The sequence below is a fragment of the Natronoarchaeum mannanilyticum genome, assembly GCF_039522665.1.
Lineage (GTDB): Archaea > Halobacteriota > Halobacteria > Halobacteriales > Natronoarchaeaceae > Natronoarchaeum > Natronoarchaeum mannanilyticum.
In genome coordinates this window covers 68,062-90,162 of the sequence record NZ_BAAADV010000007.1, presented here as the reverse complement: position 1 = coordinate 90,162, position 22,101 = coordinate 68,062, and the positions used below count along the sequence as shown (strand labels likewise).

Annotated in this window: 26 protein-coding genes; 10 read left to right on the top strand and 16 right to left on the bottom strand. The window is 68.4% G+C overall.

The window, feature by feature from the left end; all coding sequences use genetic code 11:
- Window positions 1-145 precede the first annotated feature (145 nt).
- From ABDZ81_RS13575 to ABDZ81_RS13565, 3 genes are all read left to right on the top strand, one after another.
- On the top strand, window positions 146-1,027 hold the full coding sequence (locus ABDZ81_RS13575) for a hypothetical protein (RefSeq protein WP_343774543.1): 882 nt from the start codon (window positions 146-148) through the stop codon (window positions 1,025-1,027).
- A 136-nt stretch (window positions 1,028-1,163) separates the two neighbouring features.
- Window positions 1,164-1,979, top strand: coding sequence for an imidazole glycerol phosphate synthase subunit HisF (gene hisF, locus ABDZ81_RS13570; protein WP_343774542.1), 816 nt, complete (start codon window positions 1,164-1,166; stop codon window positions 1,977-1,979).
- A 130-nt stretch (window positions 1,980-2,109) separates the two neighbouring features.
- On the top strand, window positions 2,110-2,382 hold the full coding sequence (locus tag ABDZ81_RS13565; protein ID WP_343774541.1) for a hypothetical protein: 273 nt from the start codon (window positions 2,110-2,112) through the stop codon (window positions 2,380-2,382).
- A gap of 27 nt (window positions 2,383-2,409) precedes the next feature.
- Here the strand turns inward: ABDZ81_RS13565 and ABDZ81_RS13560 are convergent, their stop codons facing one another.
- Complete coding sequence (locus ABDZ81_RS13560; RefSeq protein ID WP_343774540.1) at window positions 2,410-2,694, bottom strand: DNA-directed RNA polymerase subunit L; 285 nt, start codon at window positions 2,692-2,694, stop codon at window positions 2,410-2,412.
- Window positions 2,695-2,796: 102 nt separating this feature from the next.
- Between ABDZ81_RS13560 and ABDZ81_RS13555 the strand changes: the two genes are divergently transcribed.
- The 3 genes from ABDZ81_RS13555 to ABDZ81_RS13545 all read left to right on the top strand — a co-directional run bounded on the left by ABDZ81_RS13555 (window position 2,797) and on the right by ABDZ81_RS13545 (window position 5,595).
- Window positions 2,797-4,221 (top strand): cryptochrome/photolyase family protein, encoded by a 1,425-nt coding sequence (locus ABDZ81_RS13555; RefSeq protein WP_343774539.1) that lies wholly within the window; start codon window positions 2,797-2,799, stop codon window positions 4,219-4,221.
- A gap of 107 nt (window positions 4,222-4,328) precedes the next feature.
- Window positions 4,329-4,940 (top strand): superoxide dismutase, encoded by a 612-nt coding sequence (sod, locus tag ABDZ81_RS13550; RefSeq protein ID WP_343774538.1) that lies wholly within the window; start codon window positions 4,329-4,331, stop codon window positions 4,938-4,940.
- A gap of 358 nt (window positions 4,941-5,298) precedes the next feature.
- Window positions 5,299-5,595 (top strand): PadR family transcriptional regulator, encoded by a 297-nt coding sequence (locus ABDZ81_RS13545; protein ID WP_343774537.1) that lies wholly within the window; start codon window positions 5,299-5,301, stop codon window positions 5,593-5,595.
- Between the two features lie 93 nt (window positions 5,596-5,688).
- Here the strand turns inward: ABDZ81_RS13545 and tpiA are convergent, their stop codons facing one another.
- The 5 genes from tpiA to hisC all read right to left on the bottom strand — a co-directional run bounded on the left by tpiA (window position 5,689) and on the right by hisC (window position 9,197).
- Window positions 5,689-6,333 (bottom strand): triose-phosphate isomerase, encoded by a 645-nt coding sequence (tpiA, locus tag ABDZ81_RS13540; RefSeq protein WP_343774536.1) that lies wholly within the window; start codon window positions 6,331-6,333, stop codon window positions 5,689-5,691.
- A 45-nt stretch (window positions 6,334-6,378) separates the two neighbouring features.
- Window positions 6,379-6,915: a multiprotein bridging factor aMBF1 gene (locus ABDZ81_RS13535; protein WP_343774535.1), complete on the bottom strand. Its 537-nt coding sequence runs from the start codon at window positions 6,913-6,915 to the stop codon at window positions 6,379-6,381.
- Window positions 6,916-7,009: 94 nt separating this feature from the next.
- Complete coding sequence (locus tag ABDZ81_RS13530; protein ID WP_343774534.1) at window positions 7,010-7,618, bottom strand: CDP-alcohol phosphatidyltransferase family protein; 609 nt, start codon at window positions 7,616-7,618, stop codon at window positions 7,010-7,012.
- Window positions 7,615-8,124: an adenylate kinase family protein gene (locus ABDZ81_RS13525; protein WP_343774532.1), complete on the bottom strand. Its 510-nt coding sequence runs from the start codon at window positions 8,122-8,124 to the stop codon at window positions 7,615-7,617. Before ABDZ81_RS13525 ends, ABDZ81_RS13530 begins: the two co-directional genes overlap by 4 nt.
- Window positions 8,121-9,197, bottom strand: a complete 1,077-nt coding sequence (gene hisC, locus ABDZ81_RS13520) for a histidinol-phosphate transaminase (protein WP_343774531.1) — start codon at window positions 9,195-9,197, stop codon at window positions 8,121-8,123. The genes ABDZ81_RS13525 and hisC overlap by 4 nt, the downstream gene beginning before the upstream one ends.
- Window positions 9,198-9,389: 192 nt before the next feature.
- Here hisC and ABDZ81_RS13515 point away from each other — a divergent pair, with 192 nt between their 5' ends.
- On the top strand, window positions 9,390-10,022 hold the full coding sequence (locus ABDZ81_RS13515; RefSeq protein ID WP_343774530.1) for a DUF7504 family protein: 633 nt from the start codon (window positions 9,390-9,392) through the stop codon (window positions 10,020-10,022).
- An 87-nt stretch (window positions 10,023-10,109) separates the two neighbouring features.
- Here the strand turns inward: ABDZ81_RS13515 and ABDZ81_RS13510 are convergent, their stop codons facing one another.
- Together ABDZ81_RS13510 and trpB are read right to left on the bottom strand one after the other, a co-directional pair.
- Window positions 10,110-11,558, bottom strand: a complete 1,449-nt coding sequence (locus ABDZ81_RS13510; RefSeq protein ID WP_343774528.1) for a hypothetical protein — start codon at window positions 11,556-11,558, stop codon at window positions 10,110-10,112.
- Window positions 11,559-11,678: 120 nt separating this feature from the next.
- Complete coding sequence (trpB, locus tag ABDZ81_RS13505) at window positions 11,679-12,854, bottom strand: tryptophan synthase subunit beta (RefSeq protein WP_343774526.1); 1,176 nt, start codon at window positions 12,852-12,854, stop codon at window positions 11,679-11,681.
- Between the two features lie 118 nt (window positions 12,855-12,972).
- Between trpB and ABDZ81_RS13500 the strand changes: the two genes are divergently transcribed.
- Window positions 12,973-13,482 (top strand): macro domain-containing protein, encoded by a 510-nt coding sequence (locus ABDZ81_RS13500; RefSeq protein ID WP_343774524.1) that lies wholly within the window; start codon window positions 12,973-12,975, stop codon window positions 13,480-13,482.
- A gap of 85 nt (window positions 13,483-13,567) precedes the next feature.
- Here the strand turns inward: ABDZ81_RS13500 and ABDZ81_RS13495 are convergent, their stop codons facing one another.
- From ABDZ81_RS13495 to ABDZ81_RS13480, 4 genes are all read right to left on the bottom strand, one after another.
- Complete coding sequence (locus tag ABDZ81_RS13495) at window positions 13,568-14,650, bottom strand: ABC transporter permease (RefSeq protein ID WP_343774522.1); 1,083 nt, start codon at window positions 14,648-14,650, stop codon at window positions 13,568-13,570.
- Window positions 14,640-16,688 carry an ABC transporter permease subunit gene (locus ABDZ81_RS13490; RefSeq protein ID WP_425541914.1) on the bottom strand — a complete coding sequence of 683 codons (2,049 nt, stop codon included), beginning with the start codon at window positions 16,686-16,688 and terminating at the stop codon, window positions 14,640-14,642. Before ABDZ81_RS13490 ends, ABDZ81_RS13495 begins: the two co-directional genes overlap by 11 nt.
- Window positions 16,685-17,569, bottom strand: a complete 885-nt coding sequence (locus ABDZ81_RS13485) for an ABC transporter ATP-binding protein (protein ID WP_343774521.1) — start codon at window positions 17,567-17,569, stop codon at window positions 16,685-16,687. Before ABDZ81_RS13485 ends, ABDZ81_RS13490 begins: the two co-directional genes overlap by 4 nt.
- 93 nt (window positions 17,570-17,662) lie before the next feature.
- Window positions 17,663-18,094: a DoxX family membrane protein gene (locus tag ABDZ81_RS13480; RefSeq protein WP_343774520.1), complete on the bottom strand. Its 432-nt coding sequence runs from the start codon at window positions 18,092-18,094 to the stop codon at window positions 17,663-17,665.
- 136 nt (window positions 18,095-18,230) lie between these two features.
- On the opposite strand from ABDZ81_RS13480, the gene ABDZ81_RS13475 reads away from it, so the two are divergent.
- Window positions 18,231-18,575 carry a winged helix-turn-helix transcriptional regulator gene (locus ABDZ81_RS13475; RefSeq protein ID WP_343774519.1) on the top strand — a complete coding sequence of 115 codons (345 nt, stop codon included), beginning with the start codon at window positions 18,231-18,233 and terminating at the stop codon, window positions 18,573-18,575.
- 77 nt (window positions 18,576-18,652) lie between these two features.
- Here ABDZ81_RS13475 and ABDZ81_RS13470 read toward each other — a convergent pair whose 3' ends face one another.
- From ABDZ81_RS13470 to ABDZ81_RS13460, 3 genes are all read right to left on the bottom strand, one after another.
- On the bottom strand, window positions 18,653-18,907 hold the full coding sequence (locus tag ABDZ81_RS13470; RefSeq protein WP_343774518.1) for a DUF8015 family protein: 255 nt from the start codon (window positions 18,905-18,907) through the stop codon (window positions 18,653-18,655).
- 260 nt (window positions 18,908-19,167) lie between these two features.
- Window positions 19,168-20,163: a tyrosine--tRNA ligase gene (locus ABDZ81_RS13465; protein ID WP_343774517.1), complete on the bottom strand. Its 996-nt coding sequence runs from the start codon at window positions 20,161-20,163 to the stop codon at window positions 19,168-19,170.
- A gap of 57 nt (window positions 20,164-20,220) precedes the next feature.
- Window positions 20,221-20,505 carry a hypothetical protein gene (locus ABDZ81_RS13460; RefSeq protein WP_343774516.1) on the bottom strand — a complete coding sequence of 95 codons (285 nt, stop codon included), beginning with the start codon at window positions 20,503-20,505 and terminating at the stop codon, window positions 20,221-20,223.
- 93 nt (window positions 20,506-20,598) lie between these two features.
- Here ABDZ81_RS13460 and ABDZ81_RS13455 point away from each other — a divergent pair, with 93 nt between their 5' ends.
- Window positions 20,599-21,519: a biotin--[acetyl-CoA-carboxylase] ligase gene (locus ABDZ81_RS13455; protein ID WP_343774515.1), complete on the top strand. Its 921-nt coding sequence runs from the start codon at window positions 20,599-20,601 to the stop codon at window positions 21,517-21,519.
- Between the two features lie 48 nt (window positions 21,520-21,567).
- Here ABDZ81_RS13455 and ABDZ81_RS13450 read toward each other — a convergent pair whose 3' ends face one another.
- The gene (locus ABDZ81_RS13450; protein WP_343774514.1) at window positions 21,568-22,059 is read right to left on the bottom strand and encodes a universal stress protein; all 492 of its coding nucleotides are present in this window, start codon (window positions 22,057-22,059) and stop codon (window positions 21,568-21,570) included.
- Window positions 22,060-22,101: the final 42 nt, after the last annotated feature.

Sequence of the window (22,101 nt, the reverse complement as noted above, 5' to 3'; positions counted from 1 at the left end):
ACGCCGTTACCGCTGCGATGAGGGCGCTTCGGCGTCCCGCCGAAGTAGCGGCAGGTCGCCGACGGCGTCCCGACCCGGGAAAGAAAGATACGGCGCCCGACCGAACTCCCGATAGCCGCGCGCGACGCCGCGGCGGAGGACGACTGTGGCGACCGAAAACGAGACGACCGAGGAGCCGCTGGGCGACGGCGACGCCGGTCCCGCGAGTCTCGGGTACGGCCGCGACGCCGTCGCGCTGGATCTGCTCGTCCTGCTCGCCGTCCCGCTCGGGCTGCTGGTCGTCTACGCGCTCACGACGCCCGACCAGCGCGCCCGGCTCGCGCTCTACCACGCCGATCCCGAGCTTGCGGAGTTCCTGACCGCCGCGTACGTCCACGCGACGCCGATACACCTGCGTAACAACGTGCTCGGGTTCCTCGCGGGGGCGCCGATGGCGTACATGCTCTGTCTCCGCGCGCGGCGACGCCGCTGGTTCCACGCGACCACGGCCGCGCTGCTCGTCGCGGTCCCCGTCGCGGTCAACCTCGCGAACTACGCGACGCTCCGGCTCTGGTACGCCGGGCCGGCGCCGACCAGCAGCGGCTTCTCGGCGGTCGTCGCGGCCACCGGCGGGTTCGTGTTCGTCGCGCTGCTCGTCTGGCTGCGGGCGCTCTACTCCCGGTCGACCGCGACGTTCGCCGGCGCGCTCGTCTGGCTCGCGCTCGCGACGACGTTCTACGTCGTCCACGCCGACGCCGTCGATCCGCTGGTGCTGGGCGCGGTCGGCGTCAGCGCCGCGCTCTGCGTGCTCGCACTGGCGTCCGGCGGCGACGTTCCGCTCCGTCCCGACGCCGGCCAGCTGCGTCGCGTCGCCGTGCGGGCCGTCCCGGTCGCGCTGGTCGCGGTGCTGCTGGGGACGTTCGTGATCGGGCTGTTCCCGCAGCAGACCGTTCGCGACGGCATGTTCGTCAACGTGTACGCCCACGGCGCGGGGTTCGTCCTCGGCGTCGCGTTCGCCGGCGCACTGGAGCCGCTGGTCGAGGGGTGACGCCGCCGATCGCGGTTCGGCGATCGTGCGGCGACCGACCAGTGATCGTGCGGCGGACCGACCGCGGACGCGCGCTTGGCTAATTTCGCCCCGTAGCGGTCCCTTTGTATACCCCGGGCGAGTAGATTCGTTCAGAATGGGTCTCACGAAACGGATCATCCCCTGTATCGACGTGGACCTCGACGACGACGGGAACCCGGCGGTGTACACCGGCGTTCATTTCGAGGACCTCGAATACACCGGGGATCCGGTCGAGATGGCCAAGCGATACAACGAGGCCGGCGCAGACGAGTTCGTCTTCCTCGACATCACCGCCAGCGCGGACGGTCGCGAAACGATGCTCGGCGTCGTCGAAGACGTCGCCGACGAGGTGTTCATCCCGCTCACCGTCGGCGGCGGCATCCGGACGCGCGAGGACATCAAAGAGACGCTCCGGGCCGGCGCGGACAAGGTCTCGATCACCACCGGCGCGCTCGAACGCCCCGAGCTGATAAACGAGGGCGCTGCGGCGTTCGGCAGCCAGTGCATCGTGATCAGCGTCGACGCCAAGCGGCGGTTCGACGAGGGCGGCGAGCACTACTTCGACGTCGACGGCGAGTCCTGCTGGTTCGAGTGTACCAAGAAAGGCGGCCGAGAGGGCACCGGCATCGACGTCATCAAGTGGGCTAAAGAGGCTGAGTCCCGGGGCGCCGGCGAGCTGTTCGTCAACTCGATCGACAAGGACGGCACCAAGGAGGGGTACGACGTTCCCCTCACGGACGCGGTCTGCGACGCCGTCGACACGCCGGTCATCGCCTCGTCGGGCTGTGGCGGCCCGGAAGACGCCTACGAGGTGTTCACCGAGGCCGACGCCGACGCGGCGCTGGCGGCGTCGATCTTCCACTTCGACGAGTACTCGATCCGGGACGTGAAAGAATACTTGGACGAGCGCGGGGTGCCGGTGCGGCTATGAGTAGTGTACTCCGAGCGAACGAAGTGAGCGAGGAGCTTTTTGGCCCAGATTTTTGCGCCGAGTGGTGCGCGTCAGCGCACCCGAGGCGGAAAAAGGTGGTTCTGGACGAACGCGGGGTGCCGGTGCGGCTATGAGCCCGACCGTCAACGAGTTGCGCAACGAAATCCGCGTCGGCGTCGGCCGCTTCGAGCGCGAGGGGTCGGCCGGGTTCACCAAGGAAGATCTCGCGGCGATCGCTGAGACCGTCGGTCACGATGTGGGTGCGAAGCCGTTCCCCGCCAAGTCGGAGATGCGCGCGGCGATTCGCGAGCGCGTCGACGCCCTGGACGACTCGATCGACGCCGACCGCGCGCTCCGAAAGGCCGAACTCGAAACGCTGGCGGCGGCGCTCGACGGCGAGTAGCGGCGATCAGAAGGAAATCCCCGTCGGTTACGCGGCGGCGTCGTACGCGTCCTTGAACGCCGTCGTCTTGTCGCGGATTCGACCGGCTGCGTCCTCGATCGCGTCGAGCGGTTCGATCGTCTCGTCGGTCTTGACCGAGAGAATCGGCTCGGTCTGACCGCCGGACTGCTCGGGGTTCACGTCGTACGTCGCCGCGGTGACGCCCTCCGTCTCCAGCAGTGCGCCCTTCAGCACGTTCATGAACGTGTGGTCCTCCCCGCCGATCTCGATAGAGATCTCCTCGTCGCTGCTCTCGATAACCCGCAGTTCCATGGGCGGTGATTCGCCCGTGGATCGCTTGTAGCTTTCGATAGCGAGAGACGTTCCGGCGGGGCGTGACGGTGATTTATGCCGCACGAGTCCTCAGAGGCCGGTATGCAACTCCACTGGCACCGGCGCGATCTGCGGGCCGACGACAACAGGGCGCTGGCGGCCGCCGCCGAGGACGGCCCGGTCTGTCCGGTGTTCGTGTTCGACGACGCGGTGCTGGACCACGCCTCGCCCCCGCGGGTGGCGTTCATGCTCGACGCGCTCCTCTCGCTTCGCACCTGGTACTGGGAGCGCGGCGGGGACCTGCTGCTGGCCCGCGGCGACCCGCGCGAGGTGCTGCCGGCGATCGCCGACGCGCTCGACGCCGAGCGAGTGGTCTGGAACAAGGACTACTCAGGACTGGCCCGCGAGCGCGACGCCGCGGTTCGGCGGGCGCTCGACGACGCCGACGTCGAGCGGGCGAGCTATCACGACGCGATCATCCACGAGCCGGGGTCGATCACGACCAACGAGGGCGACCACTACTCGGTGTACACGTACTTCTGGAAGAAGTGGCGCGACCGGGCGAAAGACGACCCGTTTCCCGCGCCCGACGCCGACGCGCTGGCGTCGCCGGAGCCCGACGACCTGCCGGACGTGACCCTGCCGTCGCTCCCGACGCTCGACGATCTCGGCTTCGAGGAACCGGAGGCGTCGATCCCCGAGGCGGGTCCCGAGCCGGCTCGCGACAGGCTCGCCGACTTTTGCGAGGGCGACATCTACCGGTACGAGGAGCGCCGGGACTACCCGGCTGACGAGTGCACCTCGCGGCTCTCGGCGGACCTCAAGTGGGGGACGATCGGCGTCCGAGAGGTGTACGACGCCACGGACGACGCGAAGGCGTTCGCGGACGGCGAGGCCGAGATCGAGTCGGTCGAGGAGTTCCAGTCACAGCTCGCGTGGCGCGAGTTCTACGCGCACGTCCTGAACTTCAACCCCGAGGTCGTCTCGGAGAACTTCAAAGACTACGAGCACGAGATCGAGTGGCGGTCGGATCCCGAGGCGCTGCAGGCCTGGAAGGACGGCGAGACGGGTTATCCGATCGTCGACGCCGGAATGCGCCAGCTCCGCGAGGAGGGGTACGTGCACAACCGCGTCCGGATGCTGGTCGCCGCCTTCCTCACCAAGGACCTGCTCGTCGACTGGCGCGAGGGGTACGACTGGTTCCGCGAGAAGCTCGTCGATCACGACACCGCGAACGACAACGGCGGCTGGCAGTGGGCGGCCTCGACCGGCACCGACGCCCAGCCGTACTTCCGCATCTTCAATCCGATGACGCAGGGCGAGCGCTACGATCCCGACGCCGAGTACGTCAAGCGGTACGTCCCCGAACTGCGCGACGCCGACCCGGAGCAAATCCACGACTGGCCCGAACTCGCGGACGCCGAGCGCGAGCGGATCGCGCCCGACTACCCCGCGCCGATCGTCGACCACGCCGAGCGGCGGGAACTGGCGATCGAGACGTTCGAGGCGGCCCGCGGCGACGACTGAACGGATCGGCGGCAGGTTCGCGCTCCGAGGGATCGTGTGACGTGTCAACGATTGGCTTCTAAAAGTTTAACAGCCGCCGCGGTGATATATTTCACGAGGTCCTGAACATGCCCGAACAATCCGAACCAGAGCTACCGCCGCTGCCGTACGACTACGACGCGCTGGAACCGCACATCTCCGAGCAAGTGCTCACCTGGCACCACGACACCCACCACCAGGGCTACGTCAACGGTCTCGCGAGCGCCGAGGAGACCCTCGCCGAGAACCGCGAGAGCGGGGATCACTCCTCGACGGCCGGTGCGCTCGGAAACGTCACGCACAACGGGAGCGGCCACTATCTCCACACGCTGTTCTGGGAGAACATGGACCCCGAGGGCGGCGACGAGCCCGAGGGCGAACTCCGCGATCGCATCGAGGAGGACTTCGGCTCCTACGAGGGCTGGGAAGACGAGTTCCGGGCGGCCGCGTCGGCCGCCGGCGGCTGGGCGCTGCTGGTCTACGACCCCGTCGCCAAGCAGCTCCGCAACGTGAAAGTCGACAAGCACGACCAGGGTGCTCTCTGGGGCAGCCACCCGATCCTGGCGCTGGACGTCTGGGAGCACTCCTACTACTACGACTACGGTCCGGACCGCGGCGACTTCATCGACGCCTTCTTCGAGGTCGTCGACTTCGACAAGGTCGCCGAGGAGTACCAGAAGGTCTCCGGTCGGGTCGAGTAACGCGCTCGCACTTTTTTAGATCGCGCTCGGGCGTCGCCGTTCCCGGGAAGTTTCACTTCCAGCGTCACGCCTCGGGTGCGAGTTTACTGTCACCCCACAGCGTCCTCCGAACCGACCGGTCACGGGGCTTAGTAACCGGAGCAGAAATGTCGGTGCTATCTAACAAGTAATATGATGAAGAAGTTATGTTTACACAAACCTAAGTTCCTGAGATGTACGAAAAACCTCTTTTGAACCAGTATATCGAGCTCCTACGGTCAGGAGATAAGATAACTATACTGAAGAGTTAACGAGTTCCTGATGCGATCCCCGACACATTTATCAGTATCATTGTCAGATAACAATGTGGGGGAATGCAATGCACGATCTAACTGGCTTCCAGCGCGACCTTCTGTACGTGATCGCCGGACAGGACGATCCTCACGGCCTCGCCATCAAGGAGGAACTCGAAGACTACTACGAGAGCGAGATCCACCACGGGCGGCTGTACCCGAATCTGGACGCGCTGGTCGACAAGGGCCTCGTCGAGAAGGGGGAACTGGACCGCCGAACGAACTACTACGCCCTGACACAGCGGGGCCACCGCGAGCTCGAGGCCCGCCGGGAGTGGGAGGAGCGGTACCTCGACGCGGAAGCGGCCGAAGTCTCACTGTAACGCGCGTCGTCGGAGCGACACCGCGCGAACCCGCGCGCGAGAGTACCGAATCCGACGATCGCGATCTCTTTCCTTTCCGTAGAAGCGAGTCCGCTACAGCGGGTCGACCAGGTCCTCGAGCGCCGCCTGAGGATCGTCGGCCTTGGCGACGCCGCTGGCCAGCAGGACGCCGTCGGCGCCCAGCTCCTCGGCGGCGACGACGTCGTCGCCCGTCGAGATGCCCGCGCCGCAGTAGACGTCGACCGATTCGTCGACCGCAGCGGCGGCGTCGACGGCGTCCTCGACGATCCCCGGATCCGCGGTCGCGACGGAGACGTCGCCGCCGATCAGCTCCGGCGGCTCGACCGCGACGGCGTCGGGGCCGAGCGCGGCGGCGGCCGCGATCTGCTCGGGGTTGTTCGCGCAGACGACCGTCTCGAGCTCCGCCCGATCGGCGGCGTCGAGCGAGGCGTCGATGTCCGCGAGCTTCATTCGGTTCTCCGAGTGGTTGAGCAGCGTCCCGGTCGCGCCCGCGTCGGCGACGGCTTCCGCCAGCGTCGAGCCGGTGTGGCTGCCGTGCTCGACGGGGCTGACGTGCTGGGCCCACGTCTCGACGCCCGTCTCAGCGACGGCCGGAAGGTGTGCGGCCTGGGGCGCGATGCCGACGTCGACGCCGGAATCGTCCGCGACGTTTGCTGCGGCGGTCGCTACTTCGACCGGATCGCACGGGTACGCCTTGAGGTTGACGAGAACGAACATGCCACAAAAACCAACGCGGCCGGACAAATAGGTTGCGAGACCCGACTAGTCTTTCCGCTTGACGACGTCGCCCAGCGTGTACTCGCCGGTCGAGGAGCCGCCGCTCCACTCCTCGTCGTCGGCGCCGGCGCCGCCCGACAGCGAGATCTCGAGGAACTTCTCGAGCTTCGACTGGACCTCGTCGCTGGGGAGCGTGTCGCCGCGTTCGAGCTTGCGGATCAGACTCGCCTTCTCGTTGAGCTCGTTCGCGAGATCGGACTGCGAGAGGTCCCGGTCCTCGCGTGCCTGCCGGATGCGCTCGTCGTAGTCGGTGGTGATCTCGTCCATGTCGTCGAACATGTCCGAGCGGCGGCGCCCGCCGCCACCGCCGCCGCCGGAGCTCGAGGAGCCGGAGCTGTCGCCGCCGGAGCTCCCGCCCGAACTCGACGACGTGGAGTACTTCGTCGACGTGCTGGAGCTGTCCTGGGTCTTGACTTCGGTCCCGAAGCCAGCGCAGTCGTCGCAGACGTCGAGCTCGGCCCCCTCGACTTTGACCGTCTTCGGCGACGACACCTCAGCGCCGCACATTTCACACTGCACCATATAGTCGGACCTTGGCTCGCAGCACTGATAAAAGGTGCGCCGGCGTCCGGATCGGCGGAGCGGCGTCCGCGACGGCGACGGTCGATCGCCGCGACTACGAGAGCGCGCGCCAGGCGCCCCAGAAGCGCTGGAGCGCCGTGACGTGGCCGACGACGGCGAACACGATCAGGAGCACGCCGACCAGTCCGAAGCCCGCGAGGGTCACGTCGACGAACGCCGCGATCGCGGTGACGATCCCGATCAGCGCCAGTCGGTCGGCGCGCCCGAGCATCCCGCCGTACACGCGATCGAGGCCGACCGCCTGTGACTGCGTTCCCAGATACGACGTCATCAGCACGCCCGTCACCGCCGCGAGGCCGATCCCGTAGCGATCGATCCCCGCGGCTAGTCCCGCGACGATCACGATGTCGGCGTACCGATCGAGCACGTGATCGAGCAGGTCGCCCGCCTTCGAGTCGGTGCCCATCTCGCGGGCGACGGCGCCGTCGAGGATGTCGAGCCAGCCGTTCAGCGCCACCAGCACCGCGCCGCCGAAGTACCAGAGCGCGGCGTCGCCCGCGAGGTAGTACGCGCCGCCCGCCGCGGCCGCGACGACGAACGCGAGCGTGCTGATGGCGTCGGGCGTGACGCCGAGTTTCGTCGACAGCGAGACGAACGGGTCGAGCATCCGATCGGCCACGTGGCGGAACTGGTCCAGGGTCATAGGTACTCGATGAACGAGACGGTTCCGGCGCTCGGTTCGCGCTCGCCGCGGACGACCGCGTCGATCTCGGCGGCGACGGCGTCCGGACTCCGATCTGTGGCGTCGATTTCGTACACGGATTCGATCCCGTGCTCGTCGACGGCCTCCGAGAGGATCACGTCGAGCGCCTCGCTCTCGGCGTTCTCGACGATCGACGCCTCGCTCTCGTCGCCCCGCTCGCGCAGGCGCTCCTCGAGATCCTCGGGGTGGCACCGCAACACGACCACGCGGTCGACGTCGAGGTGGTGAGCGAGATGCGACTCGACCACCACGTCGTCGCGGTCGCCCAGCCACTCGCTTGCGGCCTCCAGGTCGACGATAACGCTACCGCGTCCCTCGTCGACGTCCTCGTACAGGTCGTGTTCGCGGACCGCCTCGTTGAGGTGGACCACGTCGAGGTCGGTCTCCAGGCGCTCGGTCGCCGTCGTCTTGCCGGTCCCGGGCGTCCCGGTGACTGCGACTCTCATCGTTCAGCGAGCACCTCGTTGATCGCCTCGGCGGCCCGGCGCGTCTCCGGCTTCGTGCCGCAGGTCACGCGGATGCACTCGTCCAGCCCGAAGCTCGTGCAGTCGCGCACGATGATGCCTTTCTGCTTGAGCGCCTCCGCGACCGCGCTCGCGTCGCCGACCTCGAACAGCACGAAGTTACCCTGGCTGTCGTAGGTCGGCGCCTCGACGGTCTCGGCGAGATACTCGCGGGCCCACTCGACCGTTTCGACGGTCCCCTCGACGTGTTCGTCGTCGTCGAGCGCGGCCAGCCCGGCCCGGCAGGCGATCTCGCTGGCGGCGAACGGCGTGTTCACCCGGGCGTAGGCATCTGCCCACTCGGCGGGCGTGACGGCGTAGCCCAGGCGCAGCCCGGCGAGGCCGTACGCCTTCGAGAACGTCCTGAGGACGGCGACGTCGTCGCGCTCGCCGAGGAGTTCGACCGCGCTGTCGACGTCGGCGAACTCGCCGTACGCCTCGTCGACGACGACCAGCGTCTCCTCGTCGGTCCCTGCGGCGATCCGCTCGACGTCCGCCGGGGCGACGACCGAGCCGGTCGGGTTGTGCGGGCTGGTCAGGTAGACGATCCGCTCGCCGTCGTACTGCGAGAGCACCGTCTCGGCGGTCTGGGCGAAGCCGTCGTCCTTCGAGAGCGCGTACTCGCGGACGGCGCCGTGGTGGTACCGCGCGCTCATCGAGTAGTACGCGAACCCCGGAGAGGGGACGAGTACGGCGTCGCCCGGCTCGAGCGCGGCGCGCGAGAGGTAGTCCAGCGCGCCGTCGCCGCCGTTCGCCAGCCAGATCTGCTCGGGCGCGACGTCCCACCGCTCGGCGAGTTGCTCCGCGAGGTCGGCGTGGGACGCCTTCGGGTAGCTGTGGACCGATTCGGCGCGCTCGCGGATCGCCTCGACCGCCTTCGGCGAGGGGCCCAGCGCGTTCTCGTTGGAGGCGAGCTTTACGAGATCGTCGGGCTCCCGGCCGAGCTCGCGGGCGACCTCCTCGATCCCCCGGCCCGCGACGTACTCGTCGTGGGCCGACAGGTCGCGTGGTTGCATGTTCGGGCCAAGTAACCCGCGGCTCTTAAGCGTGCTCAAGCGCGGGCGAAGGCCCCTCGAGCTGCGGAGCCCGTGTAACTGCGCTCCGACATGTCCGACGGCCACGGATCGGTCGGTACGGCGGCCGTTTTCGAATGGATCCACCGGAGAATGACACAATACTTATTATATGGAATCTCCAAGAAAGAGAGGATGCCAGACGGTCCGGTCGGCGCGTCGGAGCGCTCCGCGTTCTCCCGGCAGTTGTCCGAGCTCAAGCGGGACGGAAGCAACCTGCTCGTGGTCGGACAGCGCTCGAGCGAGGGCCACAGCGGCGTCTGTCGACATCTACTGGGCGACGACTGCGCCGGCCGTCACCGCGTGGTCGCGTTCACGCAGGGCGAGAGCGTCTGTGGCTATGCGCCCGACGATCTCGACGCCGACGGGCGCGAAATCGTCCGGTACGACGCCGACGACGGGAGCGGCGCGGACGACGATCTGAGCGCCCTCGGCGCCGACGTCGTCGACGCCGTCGACGCCCTCGAAGCGCGCGCCGAGGGCTTCGAGCCCGGCGAACTTCGGCTCTGTTTCGACTCGCTCGGCCCGCTGTTCGTCGACCACGAACCCGAGCGTCTGTTTCGCCTGCTCCACGTCGTCACGTCGCGGATTCGCCAGGTCGACGGGATGGGCCACTTCCACCTCCGCGTCGACCGCGACAGCGATCACGTGAACCTGCTCGAACCGCTGTTCGACGCCGTCGTGGAGGTGCGCGACGCCGAAGCGGGCGCCGAACAACGCTGGCACCTCCGGGACGGCGACGTGTCGACGGACTGGTTGCAGCTCTGATCGGCGCTTACGGTCTCAGTTCCTGCAGAATTACGAATAGCGACCCGAGTCTTCGCGCCGTTTGACCCGCTCGACGTCGCCGAGCCGTCACTCCCGCTCGGCCAGCTCCTGATCGTTCAGCCACTCGAACTCGCCAGGGGCGTCACCCTCGTCGGCGGGCGCGAGTGAATCCGCGTCCGCGCCGTCGGCAGTCGAGAGGGTATCCGCGTTTCCGTCGCCGGTAGCTGTGGCGGAATCCGCATCGTCGGCGTCGGCCTCCGCGAGTAGTTCTCCCAGCGTCGGCTCGTCGTCGTCCTCGCCGCGGACCCCCGGGTCGGCGATGTCAGCGGTCGGCCCTCCGGGGCTCGCGGCCCCGGCGACGACGGCTGTTCCGCCGCCCGACGCGCCGCCGTCTCCCGTGATCGCTTTGCGTTCCAGTTCCTCGAACAGCCCGTCGATGGCGTCGGGCTCCTCCCCCTCGCCGTCGGTCCGCTGATCGGACGGACCGCCCCGGGACCCCGATTCGGACACCGCGTCGTCGGCGCCGGTCCCGAGTTCGAGGACGGGTGGATCGTTCGGTCGAAGGTCCCGGCCGGTTTCGTCGGTCGCGGTCGGTTCCAGCGAAACGTCGGAGAGATCGCCGAAGACCTGCCTGAGTTCCTCGTCGCTCGCTTCGACGCCGGTACCGGACCGGCCGGACGTCTCGGCGGCCTCGTCGGCCGCGATCTCGGCCGGCGAGGCGTCGAGGACGGCGCCGGGGTCAGCGGCCGTTTCGGCAACGTCGTCGCTGCCCGCGTCGCCGTTACCCACCAGGTCGGCCGGCACGACGGTCGGTTCCCGCGCGTCGTCGTCCGCGATCGTCGTCCGCGCCGTTCCGGCCGTTTCGCCGGGGGTTTCGGGGGGTTGGGGGTACGCGGCCGCGGACTCGCCGCTGGCGTACGCCGGCGGCTGATCCTCCCGCAGCAGCGGGCGTCCGGCGAACTCGATCCGCTCGCCGTGGCGACGCCGGAGCTCGGCCAGCCGGTCGGATTCGAGCAACACGACGCGCCAGCGACGGTCGATGGCCGACAGCAGCGCGAACGTCAGGTCCGTGCTCGCGAGCAGTTCGCGCTCGACGGCGTCGAGCAGCGCCGGCAGGTTGTCGTCGCCCAGCGGCGTGTCGGGGTACTCGAAGCGCATCGTGTGGCTCGACCCGCCTGCGTCCTCGAGTTCGATCTCGACGCTGGCGCCGTCGCCGCCGTGGGCCGCGTCGCGGAACGTCACCGAGCAGCCGTACGGCTCGAACACCTCGTCGAGGTGGACTTCGGGCGCGTAGTTCCAGTAGCTCGCGGTGGCGCTGATGCCGCGCCGGGACTGGGTCAGCGTCTCGACGAGGCCGGAAAACAGCGCCTCGCGGGAACTCCCGTCGACGCGGCGCGCGACGAACTCCCGCAGCGACGCGTCGGACGGCGCGTTCCCGTCGGCGTGCAGCTCCCGGACGTCCTCGGGCGGGAGCCCGAACTCCCGCAGCAGCGCAACGTACTCGGTCAGCGGGTCCGACGACGAATCCCCTGTCATTGGTGGCTCCCCTGGAAGCGGTCTAATATCGCTTTCGGCCGGAGATATTTTTGTTTTTTCATGGAGGTCTGGCGGTCGGCGGGCCACGCTGGGACCGACGGGCGGGGCCGGAAGTCGCGATCACGCGCCGAGGTCGAACTCCTCCGCGGCGGTCTGCATGTCCTTGTCGCCGCGCCCGCTCAGGTTGACGAGGATCACGTCGTGCTCGTCGGCCAACTCCTCGGCGAGCGCGATCGCGTGGCTGGTCTCCAGCGCGGGAATGATCCCCTCGGTGCGGCTGAGCGTCCGGAACGCTTCGAGGGCGGCGTCGTCGTCGACGCCGCGGTACTCGGCGCGCCCGGTCGACCGGAACATCGCGTGCTCGGGGCCGACGCCGGGGTAGTCCAGCCCCGCCGACACGGAGTGGACCTCGACGTCGTCGTCGATGACGCGGGTCTTCATGCCGTGGAGCACGTCGTCGGTGCCGGCATCGAGCGGCGCGGCGTGGCGCTTCGAGTCCGACCCCTCGCCGCCGCCCTCGGCGCCGTAGAGCGCGACCTCCTCGTCGTCGCGGAACGCGTCGAACAGTCCCATCGCGTTCGACCCCCCGCCGACGCAGGCGACCGCGGCGTCGGGGAGCTGGCCCGCCTGCTCGATGATCTGGTCGCGGGCCTCGCGGCCCAGCACCGACTGGAAGTCCCGGACCATCCGCGGGAACGGGTCGGGCCCCACGACCGATCCCACGAGGTAGTGCGTGTCGTCGATGTTCTCGATCATGTCCTCCAGCGCGGCGTCGACGGCGTCGGCCAGCCCGGCGCCGCCGCGGGTCACCTCGTTGACCTCGGCGCCCATCAGGCGCATCCTGAACACGTTCATCTCCTGGCGTTCGACGTCCTTCTCGCCCATGTAGATCTCCGTATCCAGGTCGAACATCGCGCCGACCATCGCCGTCGCGGTGCCGTGCTGCCCGGCGCCGGTCTCGGCGATCAGCCGCTCCTTGCCCGCCTTCTTGGCGAGCAGCGCCTGGCCGACGGCGTTGTTGATCTTGTGGGCGCCGCCGTGGAGCAGGTCCTCGCGTTTGAGATAGATCTCCGCGCCGAACTCCTCCGAGAGCCGCTCGGCGTGGTACACCGGCGTGGGACGGCCGGCGTAGTGTTCCAGTACGTCGCGGAACTCGGCCTCGAACTCCGGCGACTGCGCGATCTGCTCGTACCCCGCCGCCAACTGCTCCAGCGCATCTTCCATCGGTTCTGGGACGTGCCTGCCGCCGTACTGCTCGAACTGCCCGTCGTCGTGCTGCGGGGTCTCCTTGGACATCGTTGATCGAAGATTCTCCCTGTCGTACTTAGTTGTGACGCGATGTGTGTCGTCCGTCAACAAACGACAAATACCGGTCGGCGTCACGTTTGTGGGCCGGGCCGTACAACGCCCGCACATGGAGCTCGAGGTAGTACGGGGCGACATCGCCGCCCAGTCGGCCGACGCGCTGGTCAACGCGGCGGGGACGAGTCTGCAAATGGGCAGCGGCGTCGCCGGCGCGCTGCGGCGCGGCGCCGGCAGGGAGATCAACGAGGAAGCGGTCTCGAAAGGACCGGTCGATCTGGGCGCGGTAGCGGTGACCGACGCCTACGATCTGGATGCCGAGCACGTCATCCACGCCGCCGCGATGCCACACTACGGCAGCGGCGAGGCGACCGCCGAGAGCATCCGATCGGCGACGCGCAACTCGCTGGAGCGCGCCGACCAACTCGACTGTGCGTCGCTGGTGCTTCCGGCGCTTGGCTGCGGCGTCGCCGGCTTCGAGCTCGCCGAGGGTGCCCGCATCATCTGCGAGGAGATCGACGCCTACGATCCCGAGTCGCTGGCAGACGTGCGGTTCATCGCCTACAGCGACGAGGAGTACGAGACCGTCCAGCGCGTCGCCGAGGACGTTCGCAGTGAGTGAGGAGTGAACGAGGGGCGGCGTCACGACGCCGCGTCGCGGCTATCCCAGCAGCGGCGTCCTCACGCCGCGGCGAGTGGTCGCACCCTCACGCCGAGCCGAGCAGCCGGTCGACGTCGACGCGCCCGACAGCGAACTGGACGCCGACGAGCGCCGCCAGCCCGATGCAGAGGTAGCCAGCGACGGCGATCCAGGTCGTCTCTGCGGGGCTGCCGATCGCCAGCTTCGCGATCGTGTTCAGCGGATGCTCGGGCAGCAGCGTCGTCACCCCGGCGATCGTGAGGATACCGAACGAGTAGAGGAACTGCGCCTGGCGCCGGTCGGCGGTGACCAGCGCGAGCGCGATCCCCATCGAGACGACCGCCAGCGAGAGCGCGCCGGCGACCGCGAGCAGCGCGGGCGCGTTCGCCACGGGCGTCCCGTTCGCGGACAGCAGCACCAGCCACAGCGCGGCCTGCACGGGCGCCAGTCCAGCCGCCGCCAGCAGCTTCCCGTCGACGATCTCGCGGAGTTCCACCGGCGCGACCGCGAGCAGTTCCAGCGTTCCCCGCTCCAGCTCCTCGGTGACGGCGTCGACGGCGAGGCTGCCGCTGATGAACACCGGCAGGAGGACGAGCAGCGGAACGAGCACCGTGTAGGTGAACCCGTAGTAGGGATTCTCCGAGGGCACCTCGGGGACGCCGAGCGGTCGGGCGTCGAGGTGGGCGCTCCGCTGGTCCCGCTCGTAGCGCTCGTACTCCATGAGCGTCTCCTGGAGCGAGACGACGACGAGCGTCGACTCGACGCCCGAATCGGGCGCGATCGTCTCGACCTGGATCCGCCCGTCGGACCGCTGGTTGGCGATCATCGCGGCGTCGACCGCGTGGTCGCGGTACGCCTGGCGCGCGCTCTCGCCGGTATCGTACACTACGGGTCGAACGCCCTCCTGCTGGTTGGCGATCGCGGCGAGATCGTGGCGCTGCTCGCCCGAGACGCCGACCGTCACGGTCTGCCCCTCGGCGCCGCCGGGGTCGTACAAGGAGACGAGCCCGACGACGAGGAACGACGAGAACGCCGCGACGAACAGCTGGATCACCAGCGCGAGCACGATCGTCTTCTCGCTTTTGAGCGTCGCGAGCTCTCGCTTCGCGATCGTGAGTCGCGATCCCCACGGCGAGCCGTCACGCGACATAGCGGGTCACCCCCAGGTTGTACAGCGTGTGAATCGCGATCGCCAGTCCGAGCGCCGCCGAATACTGCCAGCGACCGCGGCGCGCGCCGACGGCCGAGACGATCGCCGTCACGGCGTGCAGCGCGAGCGGCAGGAAGAACATCGCCACGGCGACCGGCGCGTCCACGCCGGCGGCGCTCTCGGGGAACGCGATGCGCCCCAGATCGAGCGTCGTGATGCCGGCGACGCTGACGACGTGCATCGCTTTCTCGGCGACGAAGAAGCCGGCGCCGCTGGCCGACCCGACGATCGCGGCCGAGCGCAACGTCGGCGTCCAGCGGTTGTGCGCGAACCCGGCGTACACGTGGAGACTCTTGGCGAGTTCCTCGATAATCGAGATCGAGAGCAGCAGTACGGGCGCTGACAGCTCCAGCGGGAGCGCGAACAGGATCGCGATCGCCAACAGCTCGGCGAGCAGGACGAAGGGGATCGACAGCGCCGTGACGCCGAAGACGCTCCGCGGAGATCGGGCGTAGTTCGCCAGCGCGTCCAGCGCCTTGAGGTGGACCGCGCGCTGGCTGAACATGTCCTCCTCGCGGTAGACGCCGGCGCCGAGCCCGAACAGCAACGCGCCGATCAACAGCGGCGGGCCGGCCGAGAACGCGTACTCCGCGGCCGTGACGGCCTCGCCCTGGAGGTCCCAGACGACCAGCGTCAGCGGCGAGATCATCGCGATCGGCGTCACGTTCGTGAAGATCGCCGGCACGAACGCGTAGGAGCTCAGCCCGACGCTGATCGTCACCGTGACGAAGGTCAGCTCCTTGAACGACCGGGAGAACATCGCGCCGACGAACGCCGCCGACAGGAACAACACCGCCAGCGGGACCACCGCGGCGACCGCGAGTCCGCCGCCGCCGATCGCGAGCGCGATCGCCGTCGAGACGATCGCCAGCGCCGCGAGGTACGGCAGCGTCTTGCCCGCCACGATGGCGCCGCGACCGACGGGCGCGACCAGCATGAGCTCGCCCCGCCGGTTGATCCGCTCGTTCATGATCGAGCCGCCGTACAGCTGGATGACGAAGTTCATCGGGACGATGAACAGAAAGGCGAGCACGAGCGACTGCATGGGGAACGGCGGGGAGATCTCGGCCGGCGAGTTCCCGGTGCTGTCGCCGCCGAGTGCGCCGCCCAGCAGGCCGCCGCCCGACTCTGTGCCGTCGGTACCGCCGCCATCGTCGGAGCCGTTCGTTCCATCACTGGCCCCGTCGGTGCTCCCGTTCCCATCATCGGTCCCGGAGCCGTTCGTTCCATCACCGGACCCGTCGGTGCTCCCGTTCCCGTCATCGGTCCCGGAGCCGTTCGTTCCATCATCGGTCCCGGAGCCGTTCGTTCCATCACCGGACCCGTCGCCCGAACCGCCGTCCGTGCTGCCGTCGTCGGTTCCGGAATCGTTCGACCCGTCCCCGGCGCCGCCGCCGGTCGTCCCGTCCTGCCCGTCCGGCGCGCTGACGGTGCTGTCGATCGGCGGTCGCTCCTCGTATCGCAAATCGACGACGACGGGGAACGCGGCGGTCTGGTTGCGTTCCTGGCGCATCATCTCGTAGTTGTACGCCTCGACGGCGCCGGCGAACTCCGAGAGCGCCGCCTCGCTCTTGCCGATCGAACTGTTGTAGTGGATCGTACCACCGTCGATCAGCAGCTCCATGTCGCTGTGGTTGAACGCGTCTTGGTCCGGTTCCACCGGCCGGAACGCCGAACTGTGCTCGACGACGGGGTAGTAGGGGTTCTCATCGTCGACCCCGACGCGGTAGATCCCCTCGTCGAGAGCGGCGCTGCCGCCCATTGCGGCGGGCGCGATCAGGCCGACGAGCAACACGCCCGCGAGTCCGAGCAGAACGGTTCGCCGGTCGAGCGTGCCCGCCGAGCGCGTCACCTCCCAGCGGGCGATCCGGAGCGTCTTGGCGGCGAACTCCCGCGCCGCGGCGGCGAGACGCCGAAACCGAGCGCCGACGCCGCGGACGCGTTGGCGGACGCTCCGCCGGCTCGGCCCGGGCGTCACGCCTCGGCCTCCCGCGGCGACTCGCCGGCGATCTCCAGGAAGATCTCTTCGAGGCTCGGCTCGTGGGTCTGGATGTCGACGACCGACCCGCCCTCCGCTTGCGCGCTCTCCCGGGTGCGCTCGACGGCGTCCATCGACTCGACGACCCGGCGGAACCGGCCGTTCTCCTTCGTGGCGCCCTCGACGGGAACGTCGGTGTAGACGCGGTACTCGGTGCGTCCGTGGCGCTCGCGGATCTCTTCGAGGCTGCCCCGCGCGATGACCTCGCCGCGGTTCATCACGAGGATGCGATCGCAGAGGCTCTCGACGTGGAACAGGTTGTGTGCGCTGAACACGACGGTCCGGCCCTCGTCGCTCAGTTCGCGCACGAAGTCGATGATGTAGTTGGTCGTCAGCGGATCGAGGCCGCTCGCGGGCTCGTCGAAGATCAGCACGTCCGGATCGTTCACCAGCGCCCGCGCGATGGCGACCTTTCGCTTCATCCCCTTGGACATGTCGCCGATGGCGCGCTCGCGGTGTTCCAGGTCGAGCCGGTCGAGCGCCTCGGTGATCCGCTCGTCGGCAACGTTTCGGGGAACGTCGTAGAGATCGGCGAAGAATCGCAGGTACGAGTGGGCGGTCATGTCCTCGTACAGCGGCGACTCCTCGGGGACCCATCCCAGGTTGCGACGCATCTCCGTCTCCCCGGCGGGGCGGCCGGCGACGGTCGCGGCGCCGCTGGTCGGCTCGATCAGCCCGGCGAGCATCTTCAGCGTCGTCGTCTTGCCCGCTCCGTTGGGGCCGACGATGCCGAACACCTCGCCCGACTCGACCGAGAAACTGCTGTCCTCGACGGCGACGAACCCGCTGTACTCCTTCCGAAGCGAGTCGACCTCGATCACGATATCGCCACGGTGGGGTGCCGGCGATTTAAATTATCGGCATGGATAGGTGTCGCCCGAGGCGGAAAATAACCCGCCCGAAGCGACGACAGCTTACAGTCCGACGCCGAGCGCGTACGCCCAGTCGGTGCCCGCGAGCGCGAGGAAGACGAACGCGCCGCCCAGCATGGCGACGTTCTTGAGGAACGCGGTCATCTCGTCTTGCTGCTGGTCCTCCGGAACCGCCCAGAAGTCGTGCATCAGCGGCGTCGTCACGATCAGGAAGACGGCGATCGCGCCGGCCGCGAGCAGCGGGAAGGCGCCGAGGGCGATCCCGAGGCCGCCCAACAGCAACATACCGCCGGTGAACGGCACCGCCAGCGAGGCCGCCGGCACGCCTTTCATCTCCGCGTACCCGCTCATCGACTCCGCGTTCTGGAAGTGATTCAGTCCCATGAACGCCAGAATCCCGCCGAACAGTACCCGCGCGAGCAGGAACGCGGCGTCTGCGCCGGCGCTCTCGAGGGCGAGCGGCGCGAGGCTCACGCCGCCACCCCCGTCGTCGCGGCGCTGTCGGAACGCGGTACGATCGAACGCGTCGATTGTGGTATCATCACGTTACCTGGTTAGGAACCGAACCTATATATCCGTTCGGCGACAATGCTGTAATCAGGTATCACCGATGTCATCTGATCTCCAGCGGGCGACCGCCGAAACCGAGGAGGAAGAGGGGCCCTGCGCCGTCATCGAATCGATCGAGCAGATCGGCTCACAGTGGCGCCTCGTCGTGCTCCACGATCTGCAGGACGGCGAGAAGCGTTTCAACGAACTGAAACGGTCGACCGACGCGAGCTCGCGGACGCTCTCGCGCGTGCTCGACGACCTCGAAGAGCTCGGGTTCGTCGACCGCCGGATGGAGGAGGACGCGCCGGTCGCGACGTACTACAGCCTCACCGACAAGGGCCAGTCGCTCTGTCCGGTGTTCGACGAAATCGAGTGCTGGGCCGGCAGCTGGCTCGACGAATAGTACCTCTCTGCGCCCTCTGAGAGCTCTTTTTCGAGCGCACCGCCGAACAGCGGCGTCGAACGGCCGGACGAAAACGATCAGGCGGACTGCGGGCGACGGGGCGGGTTTCGGAACAGGCCGTCGCCGACCGCGAGGCCCGCGACGAGCGCGCCGCCGACCAGCGCGCTCTGGAACGGGATCGAGAGCAGTTGCCCGAGCAACACCGCGGCGAACAGGGCGGCCGGAATCACCGCCAGCACGATATCGGCTCTCGACACCGAGGGGGGCCGGAACGAGCTGCTGTCGGTCACAGTCGATTCCGTTCGGCGTCGATCGGGTGTTCTCTCGACCATGTTCTACACCTCCTCGTGTACACGTGACTACGTTATCTCACTAAAATCCTTCGTCGGGCATTTTCTCGAAGTTGGTTCAGAAGTAGGTTTGGCCAATTCAAATTCAGCTTATAACTTATGAAGATCATACACTGGTGGCGATTCATCATCGTGAATGAGTGCTCACCGCACAGATCGATAGGAACGGCGCCGAAACGGGAGGAGGACTCGTTACAAGCTCTGTCAACCGGTCGGAAGAAAGCGGGGCCGTGTCGGCGTCGCTACGCTCGCAGTTCTTCGAGGCGCTCGCGGCCGGGCGCGATCAGCTCGTCAAGGTAGTCGGCCAGCGTCCCCTTGGCGTCCGCGGGATGCAGTTCACCGCTTTCGAGCGCGGCGGCCAGGGCCTCGTAGTCGTCGTACGTGACGTCGCCGCCGTACTCGTCAGGGCGCTCGACGGTCACCGACTCGAAGCGCGGGAAGACGTGGTACCGGAACAGTTCGAGGACGGGGTTCTCGCGCTCGTTGCCCTCGTCGTCGGGCTCGGGATCTCGCGTCGGCGGGCAAAAGGCCGCGTTGACCTTCTCTTCGAGCTCCTCGGCCGAGTCCTCCATCGAGATCGTCTCGCCGGAGCTGGACGACATCTTGCCCTCGCCGCTCGTCAGGTCGGCGATTATCGGCGTGTGCAGCGCCGGGCGGACCTCGTAGTCCAGGTCGGGCAGCTCCTCGCGCGCGAGCATGTGGACCTTGCGCTGGTCGAGGCCGCCGACCGCGAGATCGACGTCGAGGTACTCGATGTCCAGCGCCTGCATCAGCGGGTAGACGACGTGGGAGACCTTCGCGGTGTCGCCGCCCTGCAGTTCGGCCATCGCGCGCTGGGCGCGATTCAGGGAGGTCGACAGTTCGAGCTGGTGGAGATCGAGCGCGAACTCCTCGTCGAGCTGGAACTCCGAGCCGTAGACGAACTCGGTCTGCTCGGCGTCGAGCCCGTACGCGAGGAACTGCTCGCGCATCACCTCGGCCGTCTCGCGGATCTCCTCGAAACTCCCCTTGCCGTTGAGGTAGGCGTGGACGTCGGCCAGCAGCACGACGACCTCCATGCCCGCGTCCTGCAGGTCGATCAGCTTGTTCGCGGTCAGCAGGTGGCCGACGTGGAGCACGCCGGAGGGCTCGTAGCCCACGTACGCGCGCTTGCCGTCGGGGTCGGCCGCGAGGGCCTCGACCTCCTCCTCGGTGACGACCTCCTCGGCGTTGCGCGTGATCAGATCGTAGTCGTCCATACGGGAACTCTGACAGGGCGTCAATTTAGGGCTTCTCGTCTGGACCGCCGCGGTGGACTACAGCCCGCCGCCGCCACCGCCGCCTCGGGTGAAGATCGACGCCGGGCCCCTGTCGGGATCGATCGACAGCACGGTTCCGCGAGTCGCCCGGAGCAGGAAGTACCCGCTGAACCAGGAACACATCGCCAGCCCGAACAGCGACAGCGTCACGAACGCTCTTCCGACGGTGACACCGCCGAGAACTGCGGAACCGGCCATCGCGAGCCCGCCGAGCGCGGCACCGAGTGCGACCGCGAGGAACGCGTAGCCGACCACCGTCCCGAAAAGCGTGCGTAGTTCCATACGCATAGTTATCATCGAACGAAAAAAGGGCCGGGGTGGAGCCGTCGGCCGCGCCTGTCAACGCATAAGGGCCCGCCGCCGAAACTATCGGCCATGAACGACACGCGCCGGAGCGTCCTCGACGCCCTGGACGACGGCCCCGTGACCGGCCCGGACCTCGCGGAGCGACTCGGCGTCTCGCGGGCGGCGATCTGGAAGCACGTCGAGGCGCTGCGCGAGGACGGCTTCGAGATCGCGAGCCGCGACGACGGGTACGAACTCGAATCGGTCCCCGAGTTCGGCGGCCCCGCCGTCGAGTACGGGCTCGAAGCGCCGTTCGACGTCGAGTATCACGAAAGCGTGCCGAGCACGAACGCCGTCGCCCGCGACCTAGCCGACGACGGGGCGAGCGACGTCGTCGTTCTCGCGGACGAACAGACCGGCGGCAGAGGCCGCCTCGATCGCGAGTGGTCCTCGCCGAGCGGCGGCGTCTGGCTGAGCATCGTCCTCCGCCCCGATCTGCCGCCCGCCCGCGTCCCGGTGATCACGCTCGCCGCGGCGGTCGCGATCACCGACGCCGCCCGCGAGGCCGGCGTCGACGCCGAGATCAAGTGGCCCAACGACGTGCTCGTCGGCGAGCGCAAGCTCGCGGGCATCCTCACCGAGATGGAGGGCGAGGCCGACCGCGTCTCGTGGGTGATCCCCGGCCTCGGCATCAACGCGAACGTCGACGCCGAAGAGCTTCCAGAGGGCGCGACGAGCATCCAAGCGGAGGTCGGCGTTATCGAACGGCGGCTGTTCGTCCAGCGGCTTCTCGAACGATTCGACGAACTGCGCTCTGATCCCGAGGCCGTGCTCGACGCCTGGCGGGAGCGGGCGTCGACGCTCGGGCGGGACGTCCGTGTCGAGACGCCCGACGGCGTCGTCGAGGGCGAAGCGATAGACGTCGAGCTGCCGGGGACGCTGCTCGTCGAGACCGACGACGGCGTCGTCCGCGTCCACGCCGGCGACTGCGAACACCTCCGACCGGCGTAAGCGCTGTCCGCTTCTCCGGCGTGAGTTTGCTGCACCGCTGACGCCAGCTCAGGGCTGGGGAGTTCGTTCCTCCGCGGCGCGCTCCTCGGCGTCGGCGTCGCTATCGTCGGATTCCATTCGTACCGTGAGCACCGGCGGCTCGGCCGTTCGAACCACCCGCTCGGTGACGCTGCCCATCAGGAGCCGGTCGATCCCGCCGCGCCCGTGAGTTCCCATCACGATCAGGTCGCAGTCCTCGCTGGCGGCGTGCTCGCAGATCGTCCGGCTCGGCATCCCCTCGACGATGCGCGTCTCGACGTCGACGCCCTCCCGTTCGGCGATCTTCTCGACCCGCTCGACGGCCTCGTGGCCCTCCTCGCGCAGCACCGAGCTGATCCCCTCCCAGGACGTCTCCATGGGCAACCCGCCGAACGTCGCGGCGTTGACGACGTACAGCGCTTCGACCGTCGCCCCGTGTTCCTCGGCGAGCCCGACGGCGTGTTCCACGGCCCGCTCGACGCCCGCGGAGCCGTCGGTCGGGACCAGAATGCGATCGTACATATGTCGTACGTTACCACACGACTTCCGGAGTCAAAACTGTTC